This window comes from Streptomyces sp. NPDC058955 (genome assembly GCF_042741435.1).
In the GTDB taxonomy this organism is placed as follows: Bacteria; Actinomycetota; Actinomycetes; order Streptomycetales; family Streptomycetaceae; genus Streptomyces.
The window spans coordinates 52,119-67,543 of the sequence record NZ_JBHYKM010000017.1; the positions used below are offsets into that span (position 1 = coordinate 52,119).

Below are 15,425 nucleotides of genomic sequence, written 5' to 3' on the forward strand. Positions count from 1 at the left end.
TGTGGTCGTCGTCGATGCCCTTGCGCATCTTCATGGTGACCGGCAGGTCGCCCGCGTTCGTCACGGCCTCGTGCAGGATCGCCCGGAGCAGCGGCCGCTTGTACGGCAGCGCCGAGCCGCCGCCCTTGCGGGTCACCTTGGGCACCGGGCAGCCGAAGTTCAGGTCGATGTGGTCGGCGAGGTCCTCGTCGACGATCATCCGGACCGCCTTGCCGACGGTGACCGGGTCCACCCCGTACAGCTGGATCGAGCGCGGCTGCTCCGTCGCGTCGAAGCGGATGAGCTGCATCGTCTTCTCGTTGCGCTCCACCAGCGCCCGGGTCGTGATCATCTCGCTCACGAACAGCCCCTTGCCGCCGGAGAACTCGCGGCAGAGGGTCCGGAAGGGGGCGTTGGTGATGCCGGCCATGGGCGCGAGCACCACCGGGGGCTGCACGACGTGCGGGCCGATGGAGAGGGGGGAGAACGCGGTCATGTCTGCCATTGTCCCGCACCCGGACGGGTGACCTCAGGCGGCGGCGAGGGGCCGCTCCGCCCGCTCCCGGACCACCAGCTCCAGGAGCCGGGCGCAGCCGGCCCGGGTCTCCTCGTCGAGGGGGACGTAGGTGACGAGGACGGGTCCGGCGGAGGGGCCGAGCCACAGGTTGGTGTGGTCGAAGCGGAGCGGGCCGACGAGGGCGTTGCGGACCACCTTGGTCCGGCCGCCGGGTGCGACGACGTCGTGCCGGGCCCAGACCTCCCGGAACTCGGGCGAGGCGGCCTCCAGCCGGTGGACGAGCCGCTTCCAGGCGGGCTCGGCCAGGTGCTCGGCCATCTGGGCGCGGAGCTTCCCGGCGAGCAGGGCGATCAGCTCCGGCAGGTCGGTGACGGCGGCGCGGAACTCCGGGTCGGTGCAGGCCAGCCAGAGCGTGTTGCGGTCCTCGGGCGGCAGCGCGTCGAGGTCGCGGAAGAGCCGCCCGAAGGTGCGGTTGTGGGCGAGGAGGTCGAAGCGGCTGTTCTGGACGGCGGCGGGCACCGGCTCCAGCTGGTCGAGCAGGGCGCGGACGGCCGGGGTGACGGCGGGGCTGGGGGTGCCGGGCCGGGGGTCGGGCTGTCCGGCGAGGGCGAAGAGGTGGGCGCGCTCGGTCGGGTCGAGCAGCAGGGCGCCGGCGAGGGCGTCGAGGACCTGCGGGGAGACCTGGATGTCCCGGGCCTGCTCGATCCAGGTGTACCAGGTGACGCCGACGGCGGAGAGCTGCGCGACCTCCTCGCGGCGCAGGCCGGGGGTGCGGCGCCGGCGGCCCCGGACCAGGCCGACCTGTTCGGGGGTGACGCGCTCGCGGCGGCTGCGCAGGAAGGCGGCGAGCTCCCGCCGGCGGGCGTCGGGTCCGGTCGTCGCGGCGATGCTCATGGGGCAAGCCTGCCCGTCCGGGGAGCCGGGTGCCAGGCACTCGTGGTACCAGGATGAGGAGGCTCTGGTACCAGGGAGCGGGGGCGCCGATCGTCGGGGCGTGACCACGACGAGGACAACGACGACGACCCCGCCCCACCCGCCCGCCGCCGGCCTCGGCCCGCTCGGCCTGTTCACGGTCCTCCTGGGGGCGGCACTGCCCCTGGTCGACTTCTTCATCGTCAACGTGGCCCTGCCCTCGATCGGGCGGGACCTCGGCGCGGACGAGACGCTGCTGGAGCTGGTGGTCGCCGGGTACGGCCTGGCGTACGCGGTGCTGCTGGTGCTCGGCGGCCGGCTCGGCGACCTCTTCGGCCGGCGCCGGCTCTTCCTGGCGGGCCTGGTGGCCTTCGGCGTGACGTCGCTGCTGTGCGGGATCGCCCCGACGGCGTGGAGCCTGGTCGCGGCCAGGGTGGCACAGGGTGCCGCGGCGGCGCTGCTGCTGCCGCAGGTGCTCGCGACCCTTCACTCCTCGACGACAGGGGCCCGCCGGGCCCGGGCGCTGGGTCTGTACGGGGCGACCAACGGTCTCGCGTTCGTCTCGGGGCAGATCCTGGGCGGTCTGCTGGTCGCGGCGGACGTGGCCGGGCTCGGCTGGCGGGCGGCCTTCCTGCTGAACGTGCCGGTGGTCCTGGCGGCGCTGCCGATGGCGCTGCGCGCGGTCCCGGAGACCCGGGCGGCGGCCCCGGCGCCCCTGGACGTCCGGGGCACGGCGCTGCTGGCGGTGGCGCTCGCCGCGCTGCTCGTCCCGCTGACGGAGGGCCGCGCCGCGGGCCGGCCGGTGTGGACGTGGTGCGCGCTGGCCGCGTTCCCGGTGGCGGCGGCGGTGTTCTGGCGGACGGAGCGGCGGGTGGAGCGGCGGGGCGGCACCCCGCTGGTCCCGCCGTCGCTCCTCCGGCTGGCGCCGCTGCGCCGGGGCCTGGCCCTGGTGCTGCCGCTGTCGGGCGGCTTCGGCGGCTTCATGCTGGTGATCGCGGTGGCGCTCCAGCAGGGCCTGGCGCTGGGCCCGGTCGCCTCGGGCGCGGCCCTCGCGCCGATGGCGCTGGCCTTCTTCGGCGCGTCGCTGGCGGGTCCGCGGCTGGTGGCCCGCTGGGGCACCCGGGTGATCCCGGCGGGCGCGGCGGTGCAGGCGGCGGGGCTGGGGATGCTCGCGTGGACGGCCTGGCACTCCTGGCCGGAGGTCTCGCCGTGGACGCTGGCGCCGGGGATGGCGGTGGCGGGTCTGGGGCAGGGGCTCCAGCTGCCGGTGCTGTTCCGGGTGGTGCTCGCCGAGGTCCCGGCGGACCGGGCGGGCGTGGGCAGCGGGGTGATGGTGACGACCCAGCAGGCGGCGCTGGCCCTGGGGGTGGCGACGCTGGGCTCGCTGTTCCTGTCGCTGGCGGCGTCGGGCCCGATGGGCACGGCGCTGGCGACGACCCTGCTGGTGCAGCTGGGGCTGGCGCTGCTGACGGGTCTGTACGCCCTGCGGCTGCCGAGGGCGGCGGGCTGAGCGGGGACGGTGAAGGGCCCGGGCCGCCGGTGCGGTCCGGGCCCTTCGGTGGGGGCTACTCCTCGGAGGTGTCGGCGCTCCGGTTGCGCTCGCGCATCTTCTTCAGGAGGTCCTGCTTCTTGTCGTCCGCCGAGCGGCGGTCGGCGGCGCGGCTCGCGCTCGCGCCCTGCTGTTCGGCGCGGGACAGCTTCTTGCGCTGTCCGCCGACGCCGAGGAGGTTGTTGCGGCTCTTGGCCATGGGGGTCTCCCCTTCGGTGAGGTGTGCGGTGGGTCGTCGGTGGTCCGCCGGAGCGGCGCCGCTCTCACTCGTAGATCGGGAGGTGTGCATGCATGCCCCGCACGGTAGCGGGGCGGTTCGGCGCGGTGCATCCGGTTTTTCCGGGGGCGAGCACGCCCATCGAATGACAGATATTGAAATCTGTCATCGGTCATGTCATGGTTGTAGGGCACCCCTCCCCCTCCCTCCCCCAGGAGACCGCCATGCTTCCCACCCGCACCCTCGGCACCACCGGCCCCGCCGTCTCCGCGCTCGGCCTCGGCTGCATGGGCATGTCCGCGCTGTACGGCGAGGCCGACCGCGCCGAGTCGATCGCGACCGTCCACGCGGCCCTGGAGGCCGGCGTGACCCTCCTCGACACCGGCGACTTCTACGGGATGGGCCACAACGAGCTGCTCATCGCCGAGGCCCTGCGCACCGCCCCGGCCGGCCGCCGCGAGCAGGCGCTGACCAGCGTGAAGTTCGGCGCGCTGCGGACCGTCGAGGGCGGCTTCACCGGCTACGACGGCCGGCCGGCGGCGGTGAAGAACTTCGCCGCGTACTCGCTCCAGCGGCTCGGCACCGATCACATCGACGTCTACCGGATCGCCCGCGTCGACCCCGACGTGCCGATCGAGGAGACCGTCGGCGCCATCGCCGAGCTGGTCGAGGCCGGGCACGTCCGGCACATCGGCCTCTCCGAGGTCGGCGCGGACACCCTGCGCCGGGCCGCCGCCGTCGCCCCGATCGCCGACCTCCAGATCGAGTACTCGCTGATCTCCCGCGGCATCGAGGAGAAGATCCTGCCGACCGCCCGCGAGCTGGGCATCGGCGTCACCGCGTACGGGGTCCTCTCCCGCGGCCTGATCAGCGGCCACTTCACCCGCGACCGGGCGCTCGCCCCGGGCGACTTCCGCGGCATGAGCCCCCGCTTCCAGGGCGACAACCTGCACCGCAACCTCGACCTGGTGGACCGGCTGCGGACCGTCGCCGAGGCCAAGGGCGTCTCGGTGGCGCAGACCGCGATCGCCTGGGCCCTGGCGCAGGGCGACGACATCGTGCCGCTGGTCGGCGCCCGCACCCGGACCCGGCTCGCCGAGGCGCTCGGGGCGCTGGACGTCACCCTCGACGCGGCCGACCTGGCCGCGATCGAGGCGGCCGTCCCGGCCGGCGCCGCCGCCGGCGAGCGCTACCCGGCCGCGCAGATGGCCCACCTGGACAGCGAGCACTGACAGGTACTGTCGTCCCATGGCCGCCACCGAATCCCTGACCGCCGAGCGCATCCTCGAAGCCACCGAGGAGGTGCTGCGCCGGTACGGCCCCGCGAAGGCGACGGTCGTGGACGTGGCCCGGGCCCTCGGCGTGAGCCACGGCAGCGTCTACCGCCACTTCCGCACCAAGGCGGCGCTGCGCGAGGCGGTCACGGAGCGGTGGCTGGAGGGGACGATCACCGAGCTCCGCCCGTACGCGGAGGGCACCGGCCCGGCCGACGAGCGGCTGACCGGCTGGCTGACGGCGCTCTTCGTGCTGAAGCGGAACAAGGCCGGCGGCGACCCCGAGCTGATGGCCACCTTCCAGGTCCTCATCGGCGAGAACAGCGCGGTGGTCGACCGGCACGTGGACCACCTCGTGGAGCAGATCGCCGCCGTCATCGCGAGCGGGATCCGGGACGGGATCTTCACCGCAGCGGATCCGGACGTCACCACGACCGCGCGGGCCGTCTTCGACGCCACGGACCGCTTCCACGACCCGGCGCACGCCGCGGACTGGTCCGCTCCGGGCATCGAGGCCGCCTTCGAGGCGGTCGTCTCCCTGGTCCTCAGGGCCCTGCGCCGGGCCGCCTGAGGATCGTCCTGGAGATCTTTTGGACCGGAATACCCCTCCCTTCCTGTCCTGTACCTGACTAGTCTCTCCCCGACCGCACACTCTCAGGGGGAGACATGTCCGTCACCGAACGCCCGCCCGGCCCGCCGGCCCGCTCCGGGAAGGCGTCCGCCCTCGGCTGGCTCCTGACCATCGGGCTCAACGTCGTCGCGCCGATCGTCACGTACAACACGCTGACGGACGACCACGGCTGGTCCGAGTTCTCCGCGCTGCTGCTCAGCAGCGCCTGGCCGGTGCTCGACTCCGCGATCATGGTGGCCTGGCGGCGCAAGGTCGACGAGTTCGCGGTCGTCACCCTGGTCTTCCTGGTGATCACCGCCCTCGTCTCGCTGATCGGCGCGCACACCGCCCGCGCGCTGCTGGTCAAGGACTCCGGGGTGACCGGCCTGTTCGGGCTGCTGTGCCTCGTCACCCTGTTCGCGCCGCGCCCGCTGATGTTCTACTTCGGGCGGAAGTTCTCCACCGACGGCACCCCGGAGTCCACCGCCTGGTGGAACGGGCTGTGGCAGTACGAGGGCTTCCGCTCCACCCTGCGCACGATGACGCTGGTGTGGGGCGTGGCGTACGTGCTGGAGGCGCTGGTCCGGATCGCGCTCGCGTACGTCCTGCCGACCGACACCATGGTCGTGGTCAGCTCGGTGATGGTCTACGGCGTGCTCGGCGCGCTCAGCGTCTGGTCGGCCTGGTTCGGCAAGCGGCGGCAGGCCGAAGGGGAGCAGCGGCAGGCCGAGGCCGAAGCGGCGGCAGCGGCGGCCTGAGTTCCGCGCACACGGGAGAGCCCCCGGTCCGATGTTCCGGACCGGGGGCTCCGCCGTGCCAGTGGGGAGGTCAGCAGCCGATGAGGCGGCTGGCCAGGTAGCCCTGGATCTGGTCGAGGGAGACGCGCTCCTGCTTCATCGTGTCGCGCTCGCGCACGGTCACCGCGTTGTCGTCGAGGGTGTCGAAGTCGACGGTGATGCAGAACGGGGTGCCGATCTCGTCCTGACGGCGGTAGCGGCGGCCGATGGCGCCGGCGTCGTCGAAGTCGATGTTCCAGTTCTGGCGCAGGTCCGCCGCGAGGCCCTTGGCCTTCGGGGAGAGCTGCGGGTTGCGGGAGAGCGGCAGGACGGCGGCCTTGACCGGGGCCAGGCGGTGGTCGAGGCGGAGCACCACGCGCTTCTCCATGACGCCCTTGGCGTTCGGGGCCTCGTCCTCGGTGTACGCGTCGAGCAGGAAGGCGAGCATGGTGCGGCCGACACCGGCGGCGGGCTCGATGACGTACGGCGTGTAGCGGTCGCCGGACTCCTGGTCGTGGTACGTCAGGTTGGCACCGGACGCCTTGGAGTGGGCGGTCAGGTCGTAGTCGGTGCGGTTGGCGACGCCCTCCAGCTCGCCCCACTCGCTGCCGCCGAAGGAGAAGCGGTACTCGATGTCGGCGGTGCGCTTCGAGTAGTGGGAGAGCTTCTCCTGCGGGTGCTCGTACCAGCGCATGTTCTCCTCGCGGAGACCGAGGCCGGTGTACCAGTTCCAGCGCTGCTGCATCCAGTACTCCTGCCACTGCTCGTCCTCGCCCGGCTTGACGAAGAACTCCATCTCCATCTGCTCGAACTCGCGGGTCCGGAAGATGAAGTTGCCCGGAGTGATCTCGTTCCGGAAGGACTTGCCCATCTGCGCGATGCCGAACGGCGGCTTCTTGCGCGCGGCCGTCTGCACCAGGGCGAAGTTGGTGAAGATGCCCTGGGCGGTCTCGGGACGCAGGTAGGCGACGGAGCCGGAGTCCTGGGTCGGGCCGAGGTGGGTGGCGAGCAGGCCCGAGAAGTTCTTGGGCTCGGTGAAGGTGCCCTTGTTGCCGCAGTTGGGGCAGTTGAGGTCGGCGAGGCCGTTCTCGGGGAGGCGGCCGTGCTTCTCCTCGTACGCCTCCTCCAGGTGGTCGGCGCGGTAGCGCTTGTGGCAGGAGGTGCACTCGGTCAGGGGGTCGGTGAAGGTGGCGACGTGACCGGACGCCTCCCAGACCTCGGTCGCCAGGATGACCGACGAGTCGATGCCGACGACGTCCTCGCGCGAGGTGACCATGTAACGCCACCACTGGCGCTTGATGTTCTCCTTGAGCTCGACGCCCAGGTGTCCGTAGTCCCAGGCGGCGCGCTGACCGCCGTAGATCTCACTGCACGGGAAAACGAAGCCACGGCGCTTGCTCAGGCTGACGATGGTGTCGATCTTGTCGGCGGCCACGGTGCTCTCTTCATTACGACGACGAAGTGCGAATGCCACAGGTTACCGGCGCCCGCACCCCCCGTATCAAATCGGTTCGGCGACCGGCGGCCGCGCGGCCGGCGTGGCCCGTACCACAGCTCGGGCAATTGACAACCGTTTCCAGTTTTGTTGAAAATGAGTGTCATGAACGTACGCCGTCTGATACCCACCACCGCCGTCGCCGGAGCCGTCGCCCTCGGTCTCGTCACCCTCTCCGCCTGTGGCGGAAGCTCCTCGGCCGCCGACAAGGGGACGGACGGCAAGCTGGACGTCGTCGCGTCGTTCTACCCCATGCAGTACCTGGCCGAGCAGATAGGCGGCGGCCACGTGGCCGTCCAGACCCTGACCAAGCCCGGCGTCGAACCCCACGACCTGGAGCTCAAGCCGCGGCAGATCGGCGAGCTCGCCGACGCCGACGTGCTCCTCTACCTCAAGGGCATCCAGCCCGCCGTCGACGAGGCCATCTCCCAGGCCGGCGTGGAGCACACGATCGACGCCGCCACCCTCACCACCCTCGAAGCCCACACCACCGAGGAGCACGGCGACGAGGAGCACGCCGAGGAGGAGTCCCACGAGGGCCACGACCACGGCTCCGAGGCCGGGAACGACCCCCACGTCTGGCTCGACCCCGTCAAGTACGCCGAGGTCGCCAAGGGCGTCGGCGCCGCCTTCGCGAAGGCCGACCCGGACCACGCCGCGGACTACGAGAAGAACACCGCCGCCCTGGTGAAGAAGCTCGACGCCCTGGACACCGAGTTCGAGACGGGCCTGAAGAACACCGCCACGAAGACCTTCATCACCACCCACTCCGCCTTCGGCTACCTCGCCGAGCGCTACCACCTGGACCAGGAGGGCATCTCCGGCATGGACCCCGAGTCCGAGCCGAGCCCCGCCCGCGTCAAGGAGCTCCAGGACGTCGCGAAGGCCGAGAAGGTCACCACCGTCTTCTTCGAGACCCTCGCCAGCGACAAGACCGCGAAGACCCTCGCGCAGGACACCGGCCTGAAGACCGACGTCCTCGACCCGCTGGAGGGAATCACGGACCGGTCCAAGGGCGATGACTACATCGAGGTCATGCAGTCGAACCTCGCCGCGCTGAAGAAGGCCCTCGGCGCCAAGTGATCCACCCCCGCACGCAGGAGGCACTCGTGAGCGACGAGCCCGTCATTTCCGTCCGCGGAGCCACGGCGGCCCTCGGCGCCCGCCCCGTCCTCCGGGGCGTCGACCTCACCGTCCGGCCCGGAGACGTCCTCGCCCTGGTCGGCGAATCCGGCTCCGGCAAGAGCACCACCGCCCACGCCGTCCTCGGCCTGCTGCCGCCCGGCGCCCGCGTCGACGGCGGCACCATCCGGTACGACGGGACCGACCTGGCCGGCGCCGACGAGGCCGTCCTGCGCGCCCACCGCGGCCGCGCCATCGGCCTGATCCCGCAGGACCCGGCGGTCTCCCTCAACCCCGTGCAGCGGGTCGGCACCCAGGTCGCCGAGGTCCTCCTCCTGCACGGCCTCGCCCCCGACCGCGCCACCGCCCTCGCCCGGGCGGCCGAACTCCTCGGCGAGGCCGGCCTCGACCGGCCCCGGGACCGGGCCCTCCAGTACCCCCACGAACTCTCCGGCGGCATGCGGCAGCGCGCCCTCATCGCCATCGCCCTCGCCGCCCGCCCCCGCCTCCTCGTCGCCGACGAACCCACCAGCGCCCTCGACGTCACCGTCCAGCGCACCGTCCTCGACCACCTCGACACGCTCACCCGCACGGCCGGCACCGCCGTCCTGCTCATCACCCACGACCTCGGCGTGGCCGCCGACCGCGCCCGGCGGATCGCCGTCATGGCACGGGGCCGGATCGTCGAGACCGGCCCCACCGACGAGGTGCTGACCGCGCCCCGGCACCCGTACACCAGGTCCCTGCTGGCCGCCGCCCCGGCCTTCGCCCCCGCCCGCCGCGCCCGCCCGGCCGCGCCGCGGCGCACCGGCCTCCCCGACCTCCTCACGGCCGAGGACCTCGTCAAGGAGTACCCGCGCCGCCGCACCGGCCCGCACGGCCCGCTGCCCCCCGCCGTCGACGGCGTCAGCCTGCGCATCGCGCGCGGCGAGACCCTGGCCCTCGTCGGGGAGTCCGGCTCGGGCAAGTCCACGACCGCCCGGCTGCTGCTGCGCCTGACCGCCCCGACATCGGGCCGGATCACCTTCGACGGCCAGGACATCACGAGGCTGCGCGGGCCGGCCCTGCGCGCGCTGCGCCGCCGCCTCCAGATCGTCTACCAGAACCCCTATACCTCCCTCGACCCGCGGCTCGCCGTCGACGAGATCATCGCGGAGCCCCTGCGCGCCTTCCGCGTCGCCGACCGCGCCGAACGGACCCGGCGGGTCACCGAACTGATCGACCGGGTCCACCTCCCCGCGGCCGTGGCCCGCCGCCGCCCCGCCGAACTCTCCGGCGGACAGCGCCAGCGGGTCGCCATCGCCCGCGCCCTGGCCCTCCGCCCCGACCTCGTGGTCTGCGACGAACCCGTCTCCGCACTCGACGTGTCCGCCCAGGCCCGCGTCCTCGACGTGCTCGCCGAACTCCAGCGCGAGGACGGGCTGAGCTACCTCTTCATCACCCACGACCTGGCCGTGGTGCGCCAGATCGCCCACCGCGTGGCGGTGATGCGGCACGGCCGGATCGTCGAGACCGGTCCCGTGGAGACCGTCTTCACCGCACCCGCGGACCCGTGGACCCGGGAACTCCTCGACGCGATCCCCGGCCGCGGCCGTTCACCCCAGGGCGGCGGCTGAGCACACCGGCCGCATCGACCACGCCACCCCGGCGGGCACGGCCACCGCCGCCGCGTACCCGGCCGGGGAGGGCACGTCCGCCACGCTCCACCCGGCCGGCCGCGCCGCCGGCTCCGCGTCCGCCAGGCAGTCCGCACCCGGCGACCGCCCCAGGCCCGTGCCCAGGGCCTTGAGATACGCCTCCTTGCGCGTCCACAACCGGGTGAACGACACCGCTCGCGGGGCCGGGGCCAGCCGCTCCAGCTCCGCCCGCTCCCGCGGGTGCAGCCGCGGCAGGCACGCCTCCACCGTGCCCGGCGGACACATCCGCTGGACGTCGACGCCCGGCGTCCCCGGCCCCACGGCGACGGCGAGCAGACCGTGGCTGTGCGACAGCGAGAAGCCGGGCGCCGCTGCCACCCCGCGCAGCACGGGCCGGCCGTACCGGCCCTCCCGGCCGAACCGCAGCGCGGCCGGATCCACGTCCGCGTACCTCCCCAGGAGCTGCCGCAGCGCCACATGGGCCCACACGTAACGGTGTCGGCCGGCCGCCGTCACGAACCCCCGGGCCCGGCGCCGCTCGGCCTCGTCGAGCAGCCCGTACGCCCCCGGCGCCTCCCCGTCCGGCACCGTCAGCAGCCACACCTCCACGGCCCCCTCGCTCACCGCCGGCTCCGCTCCCCGGACGGCTCCCGCTCCCGCTTCGGCGCGTCGGCCGGCCGGGTCTCCCCGTCGCCGCGACGCCCGAGGGCGGCCGCGCCGAGTCCCGCCGCCAGCGACACCAGACCGCCCGCCAGGAAACCCCACCGCACGCCCCAGCGGTCGGCGAGCGCGCCGACGAGCAGCGCGCCCAGCGGCGTCGACCCCTGGAGGATCAGCGTGTACAGGGCCAGGACCCGGCCGCGCAGTTCGGGCGGGACCCCCAGCTGGACCCGGTGGTTGGCGGCCTGCACGAAGAAGATCGACGCACCGCCGGTGAGGAACAGCAGCACCATGGACGGGCCGTAGGACGACACCACCCCCACGCCCGCCTCCAGCAGCCCGCACCCGACCGCCGACCCGGCCACCAGCCGGGCCGACGGTCGGCCCCGCCGCACGGTCGTCAGCAGCGCCGCCACCAGCGACCCCGCCGCGAACACGGCCGTCACCAGACCGAACGTCGAGGCACCGGAGTGATGCACCCCCGCCGCCAGCAGCGGCAGCGTCAGCTGGAAGTTCAGCCCGAACAGCCCCACCACGGCCACCAGCACCAGCGGCACCACCAGATCGAGGCGGCCCGCCGCCCTCAGCCCGTCCACCACCCGCACCCGGTCGCCGCGCGCCCGCGCCCGCCCGGCACCGCCGCGCATCAGACGCAGCGCCACGACGGTGGCCGCGTAGCTCGCCGCGTTCAGCAGCATCACCCGGCCGACGCCGGCCGCCGAGATCAGCAGCCCGGACAGGGCGGGGCCGACGACCCGGGCGACGTTGAAGTACGCGGCGCTGAGCGCCGAGGCGTTGGGCAGCAGCTCCGAGCCGACGAGCTCCCCGACGAACGCCATCCGCGTCGGCACCTCGACCGCGTTCACCAGCCCGAGGGCGCACGCGAACACGTACACGTGCCACAGCCGGACCCCGCCCGTCAGGACCAGCGTCGCGAGCACCAGGGCCAGACCGCCCGACAGCACGTTCGCGGCCGTCAGCAGGGCCCGCTTGTCGTACCGGTCGGCGAGCCGCCCGCCGTACAGCGTGAACAGCAGCAGCGGCGCGAACTGGAGCGCCGTCACCGTGCCCAGCGCGCTCGCGGACCCGCCGGTGAGACCCAGCACGAGCCAGTCCTGCGCGACCACCATCATCCACGTGCCGGCCACCGAGACGAGCTGGCCGAGCACGAACAGCCGGAAGTCCCGGACGCGCAGGGCCCGGAACACGCCGCCGCCCGCGCTCACGACACGGGCCCGGCCGCCGCGCCGTCCGCCGCCAGACACTCCTCCAGGAACGCCAGGACCCTCAGGTGGTAGGAGCGGGCCGCCCACCCGAGGCTCACGTTGTGCCCGGCCCCGGGCAGCCGGTCCACCACCACCCGCGGCGCGAGCCCCAGCCGGCCCGTCAGATCGGCCACGTCGTCGGGCCCGTGCCGCCACCACGCCTCGTGCTCGGCGAAGGTGAAGCGCACCGGGACCCGTACCCGACCGAGGACGTCCGCGCCGCCGCGCGCCCAGTCGCCCACCGACTCCGCCTCCCGCTTCGGCATCGGAGCCACCACCGAACGGCTCGCGCGGAACGTGCCCGGCGGATAGAGGCCGAACGTCGGCCCCCAGTCGAGCCGCCGGGCCGCGAACCCCGGGCCCCGCACGAACCGGACGGCCGGCCGGTGCCCGACCCCCGACACGTCCACGCCCACCAGCCCCCGCGGCGGCCGGTCCGCCGCCACGGCGAGGGCGACCTTGCCGCCGAAGGAGTGCCCGAGCAGCAGCACCCGCGCCCCGGCGACGTCCTCCAGCGCGTCCGCGACCGCCCCGACCTGCCCGGCCACACCCCGCCCGTCCGGTTCGCGACCGGCGTACGGCCCGTACCCGGGCCGGTCCAGGGCGAGCACCGCGTAGCCCAGCCGGGCGCCGAGCGCGAGCAGGGACACGTCCGGGTGCGCCTGCCCGTCGAAGTACCCGGCGCTCATGCCGCCGCCGTGCAGCGCGACCACCAGCGCACGCGCCGCCCCGAGTCCGTCCTCCGGCTCGGCCAGCAGCCCCGTCACGGGCGCGGCCCGACCGGTCCCGAGCGTCACCCGACGCACCCCGGGCGACACCCGCGACGTCACGACGGCCATCCGCCCTCCCCTTCCCGCACGCTGCCGAAGAACCGACCCCTCCAGCATCGGCGGGCCTCGCCCGCGCCCTCAAGGCGCCCCGCTCCAGGACTCGGTGAGCTTCCCGCCGCTTTCCCCGGAATCGTCCGCGCGGCGCGAACTCCGGGTCAGGGAAGTGTCAGGAGCGGGCCGCCCGGCGCCGTGGACCGGGGCCGGTCAGTGGAGCACCTCGCGCTCCCACGCTCCGCGGGGCTGGGTGTGGAGCCGCCAGTAGTGGTCGGCGATGTCGTCGGGGTCGTACGCCGTCCCGGGCGCGACGGCGCCGCCGACGGTGACCGTGGCGACGTGCACGCCGGACGGTCCGTACTCCGCGTCGAGCAGCTCCACCAGGGCCCGCACCCCGGCCTTGCCGAGGGACAGGCTCACGTACGGGGGCTTCATCTCGGGCATCCCGCCGGTGACGACGAAGGTCCCGCGGCCGCGCTCCGCCATGCCGGGCAGCAGGTGCGCGGCGGTGGCGAGGGCGCCGAGGACGTTGACCGCATAGGTGTCCAGGTGGTCGCGGAGCCGGAGTTCACCGATGGCGTCGGGACGGATCACGGCGGCGTTGTAGACCACGGCGTCCGGCGGGCCGAGTTCGGCGACGGCCGTGTCGAGGGCGGCCCGCAGCGCCGCCTCGTCGGTGACGTCGGCGGTGAGGGGCAGCGCCCGTACCCCCAGGGAGGCGAGCGACCCGGCCGCCGTCTCCACCGTCTCCTTCGTGCGCGCGACCAGCGCGACCGGCAGCCCCTCCCGCGCGAACCGCCGGGCCACCGCCTGCCCGATCCCCGGCCCCGCCCCGATGACCAGCACACCCGCCATGACCGCTCCTTCGTCTCGTCGTGCGACGTCGGCAGGGCCAACCTCCCCCGGCCGCGCGATCTTCCCGGACCGGCGCCGGGACCCGCGGCGACGGGCCCGGAAGAAAATTCCGGGAAATCCCGCGAGCCGATGTAGAGAAGCGGGCGGGCGGCTCCGACCCAGGGGTGACGGCGCCACAGGGGCACCGGCCGACACCGAAGGAACGGTCGACATCATGGGCAAGCTCATCCACTTCGTGCACCAGTCCCTCGACGGCTTCATCGAGGGCCCGAACGGCGAGTTCGACTGGCCGGCGATGGGACCCGAGCTGTCCGCCCACTCCCGGGAACTCACCCCGGAGGGCACGGTCTTCCTGTACGGGCGCAAGGTCTGGGACCTGATGTCCGGCTTCTGGCCGCACGCCGAGCGGTACTCGCAGGACCCGCACGACCTGGCCTTCGCCCCGGTCTGGCGCAAGGCCCCCAAGGTGGTCGTCTCCCGCACCCTGCGCACGGCGGACCACAACACGCGGGTCGTCTCCGGGAACGTCGCCGCCGAACTCACCGCGCTGAAGGACGCCGGCCACGACCTCGTCCTCTTCGGCGGGTCCGAGCTCGCCGCCCACCTCACCGAGCACGGCGTCATCGACGAGTACCACGTCGTCGTCCACCCCGTCCTCCTCGGCGGCGGCCGCCCCGCCTTCCTGCCGGCGGCCTCCCGCACCCCGCTCACGCTGGCGGAGACGCGCACCTTCGACGGGCGCGCGGTCCTCCTGCGCCACACCACCGGCGCCTGACGGCCACCCCCGGGGCGGGGCGGGGCGGGTCCCGCTTGACCTTGACACGGTGACAAGCCTTTGACTGCCGGGCGAGGAGGTGGTCCCGATGACCATGACAGAGCAGGACCCCGACGTCGTACGGCGGGCTCTCCAGGCGCTGGAGGACGGGCGTCCGTCGGTGCGGCTGCGGGCCGCGCTGGCGGCCGGCACGACCCCCGACGCCCGGTTCGTGGACGCGCTGGTCGAGCGGTGCGCGGTCGAGCCCGAGTTCTTCGTCCGCGACATGCTGACCTGGGCGCTGACCCGGCACCCCGTCGAGCTGACGTTCCCGAGGACGCTCCGCGAGCTCGGCTCGGAGCGGGCGCAGGCGCGCGGCCAGGCGCTGCACACGCTCTCCAAGCTGGGGGACCGGCGGGCGTGGCCGGCGATCACGCGCGGGCATCTCACCGACGCCGACGACGAGGTGGCGCGGGCCGCGTGGCGGACGGCCGTCCTGTTCGTGCCGGACGGCGAGGAGACCGCCCTGGCCGAGGTGCTGGCCTCGCAGCTCGGGCGCGGCGGCCGGGACACCCAGCTCAGCCTCAGCCGCGCGCTGATCGAGCTGGGCGACGTGATCCTGCCGGTCCTGGGCGCCGCCTCGACCGCACCCGACCCCGGCGTCCGCGCGCACGCGCTCGCCACCGAGCGGATCCTGCGCGACCCCGACACCGGATTCGCGTACGCGATCGAGGAGGCGAAGCGCGTCGTGGCGCTCGGCGGGTCCGGGCGGGAGGGACACTAGGACCGGTCGACGGGAGGGACACCACGGCGTGTTGATCGGTGAGGTGGCACGCCGCTCCGGCGTCAGTGCCCGCATGCTCAGGCACTACGAGTCGCTCGGCCTGGTGCGGCCCACGGGGCGCCCCGGCCCGGGGTACCCGGGGTAACGCCCCGCGGACAAACGCCCGCTAGTACCCAAAGAAAGCCACCCCGCGCA

General features: G+C 74.0%; 17 protein-coding genes. 9 read left to right on the forward strand and 8 right to left on the reverse strand.

Annotated elements, in window-relative coordinates; translation table 11 throughout:
- Both ACFW1I_RS10055 and ACFW1I_RS10060 read right to left on the reverse strand, forming a co-directional pair.
- Positions 1–475: tRNA dihydrouridine synthase (locus tag ACFW1I_RS10055; RefSeq protein ID WP_384668209.1), on the reverse strand; the 475-nt coding region annotated here is incomplete at its 3' end.
- A gap of 33 nt (positions 476–508) precedes the next feature.
- Positions 509–1,390 carry a helix-turn-helix domain-containing protein gene (locus ACFW1I_RS10060; protein WP_384668212.1) on the reverse strand — a complete coding sequence of 294 codons (882 nt, stop codon included), beginning with the start codon at positions 1,388–1,390 and terminating at the stop codon, positions 509–511.
- Between ACFW1I_RS10060 and ACFW1I_RS10065 the strand changes: the two genes are divergently transcribed.
- Entirely contained in the window at positions 1,383–2,918 is a 1,536-nt protein-coding gene (locus tag ACFW1I_RS10065; protein WP_384668213.1) for an MFS transporter, read from the forward strand. The genes ACFW1I_RS10060 and ACFW1I_RS10065 overlap by 8 nt on opposite strands.
- 55 nt (positions 2,919–2,973) lie before the next feature.
- Here the strand turns inward: ACFW1I_RS10065 and ACFW1I_RS10070 are convergent, their stop codons facing one another.
- Positions 2,974–3,156: a DUF6243 family protein gene (locus tag ACFW1I_RS10070; protein ID WP_384668215.1), complete on the reverse strand. Its 183-nt coding sequence runs from the start codon at positions 3,154–3,156 to the stop codon at positions 2,974–2,976.
- 242 nt (positions 3,157–3,398) lie between these two features.
- Between ACFW1I_RS10070 and ACFW1I_RS10075 the strand changes: the two genes are divergently transcribed.
- From ACFW1I_RS10075 to ACFW1I_RS10085, 3 genes are all read left to right on the forward strand, one after another.
- The gene (locus ACFW1I_RS10075; protein WP_384668216.1) at positions 3,399–4,406 is read left to right on the forward strand and encodes an aldo/keto reductase; all 1,008 of its coding nucleotides are present in this window, start codon (positions 3,399–3,401) and stop codon (positions 4,404–4,406) included.
- Between the two features lie 16 nt (positions 4,407–4,422).
- Positions 4,423–5,019 carry a TetR family transcriptional regulator gene (locus tag ACFW1I_RS10080; protein ID WP_384668218.1) on the forward strand — a complete coding sequence of 199 codons (597 nt, stop codon included), beginning with the start codon at positions 4,423–4,425 and terminating at the stop codon, positions 5,017–5,019.
- A 95-nt stretch (positions 5,020–5,114) separates the two neighbouring features.
- On the forward strand, positions 5,115–5,816 hold the full coding sequence (locus tag ACFW1I_RS10085; protein ID WP_384668222.1) for a VC0807 family protein: 702 nt from the start codon (positions 5,115–5,117) through the stop codon (positions 5,814–5,816).
- Positions 5,817–5,886: 70 nt separating this feature from the next.
- Here ACFW1I_RS10085 and ACFW1I_RS10090 read toward each other — a convergent pair whose 3' ends face one another.
- Positions 5,887–7,269, reverse strand: coding sequence for a glycine--tRNA ligase (locus ACFW1I_RS10090; RefSeq protein WP_384668224.1), 1,383 nt, complete (start codon positions 7,267–7,269; stop codon positions 5,887–5,889).
- 165 nt (positions 7,270–7,434) lie between these two features.
- Here ACFW1I_RS10090 and ACFW1I_RS10095 point away from each other — a divergent pair, with 165 nt between their 5' ends.
- Positions 7,435–8,412: a metal ABC transporter substrate-binding protein gene (locus ACFW1I_RS10095; protein ID WP_384668226.1), complete on the forward strand. Its 978-nt coding sequence runs from the start codon at positions 7,435–7,437 to the stop codon at positions 8,410–8,412.
- A 26-nt stretch (positions 8,413–8,438) separates the two neighbouring features.
- Positions 8,439–10,067, forward strand: a complete 1,629-nt coding sequence (locus ACFW1I_RS10100) for a dipeptide ABC transporter ATP-binding protein (RefSeq protein ID WP_384668228.1) — start codon at positions 8,439–8,441, stop codon at positions 10,065–10,067.
- Here ACFW1I_RS10100 and ACFW1I_RS10105 read toward each other — a convergent pair.
- The 4 genes from ACFW1I_RS10105 to ACFW1I_RS10120 all read right to left on the reverse strand — a co-directional run bounded on the left by ACFW1I_RS10105 (position 10,047) and on the right by ACFW1I_RS10120 (position 13,692).
- Complete coding sequence (locus tag ACFW1I_RS10105) at positions 10,047–10,712, reverse strand: 4'-phosphopantetheinyl transferase family protein (protein WP_384668230.1); 666 nt, start codon at positions 10,710–10,712, stop codon at positions 10,047–10,049. The two genes, ACFW1I_RS10100 and ACFW1I_RS10105, sit on opposite strands and share 21 nt — an antisense overlap.
- Positions 10,709–11,974, reverse strand: coding sequence for an MFS transporter (locus ACFW1I_RS10110; protein ID WP_384668232.1), 1,266 nt, complete (start codon positions 11,972–11,974; stop codon positions 10,709–10,711). Before ACFW1I_RS10110 ends, ACFW1I_RS10105 begins: the two co-directional genes overlap by 4 nt.
- Positions 11,971–12,852 (reverse strand): alpha/beta fold hydrolase, encoded by an 882-nt coding sequence (locus ACFW1I_RS10115; protein WP_384668235.1) that lies wholly within the window; start codon positions 12,850–12,852, stop codon positions 11,971–11,973. Before ACFW1I_RS10115 ends, ACFW1I_RS10110 begins: the two co-directional genes overlap by 4 nt.
- A 195-nt stretch (positions 12,853–13,047) precedes the next feature.
- Positions 13,048–13,692, reverse strand: a complete 645-nt coding sequence (locus ACFW1I_RS10120; RefSeq protein WP_384668237.1) for an SDR family NAD(P)-dependent oxidoreductase — start codon at positions 13,690–13,692, stop codon at positions 13,048–13,050.
- 214 nt (positions 13,693–13,906) lie between these two features.
- Here ACFW1I_RS10120 and ACFW1I_RS10125 point away from each other — a divergent pair, with 214 nt between their 5' ends.
- The 3 genes from ACFW1I_RS10125 (at position 13,907) to ACFW1I_RS10135 (ending at position 15,375) form a co-directional block, all read left to right on the forward strand.
- On the forward strand, positions 13,907–14,467 hold the full coding sequence (locus tag ACFW1I_RS10125) for a dihydrofolate reductase family protein (protein WP_384668239.1): 561 nt from the start codon (positions 13,907–13,909) through the stop codon (positions 14,465–14,467).
- A gap of 88 nt (positions 14,468–14,555) precedes the next feature.
- Positions 14,556–15,230 (forward strand): HEAT repeat domain-containing protein, encoded by a 675-nt coding sequence (locus ACFW1I_RS10130; protein WP_384668242.1) that lies wholly within the window; start codon positions 14,556–14,558, stop codon positions 15,228–15,230.
- Positions 15,231–15,258: 28 nt separating this feature from the next.
- Positions 15,259–15,375 (forward strand): MerR family DNA-binding transcriptional regulator, encoded by a 117-nt coding sequence (locus ACFW1I_RS10135; protein WP_384668245.1) that lies wholly within the window; start codon positions 15,259–15,261, stop codon positions 15,373–15,375.
- Positions 15,376–15,425 lie beyond the last annotated feature (50 nt).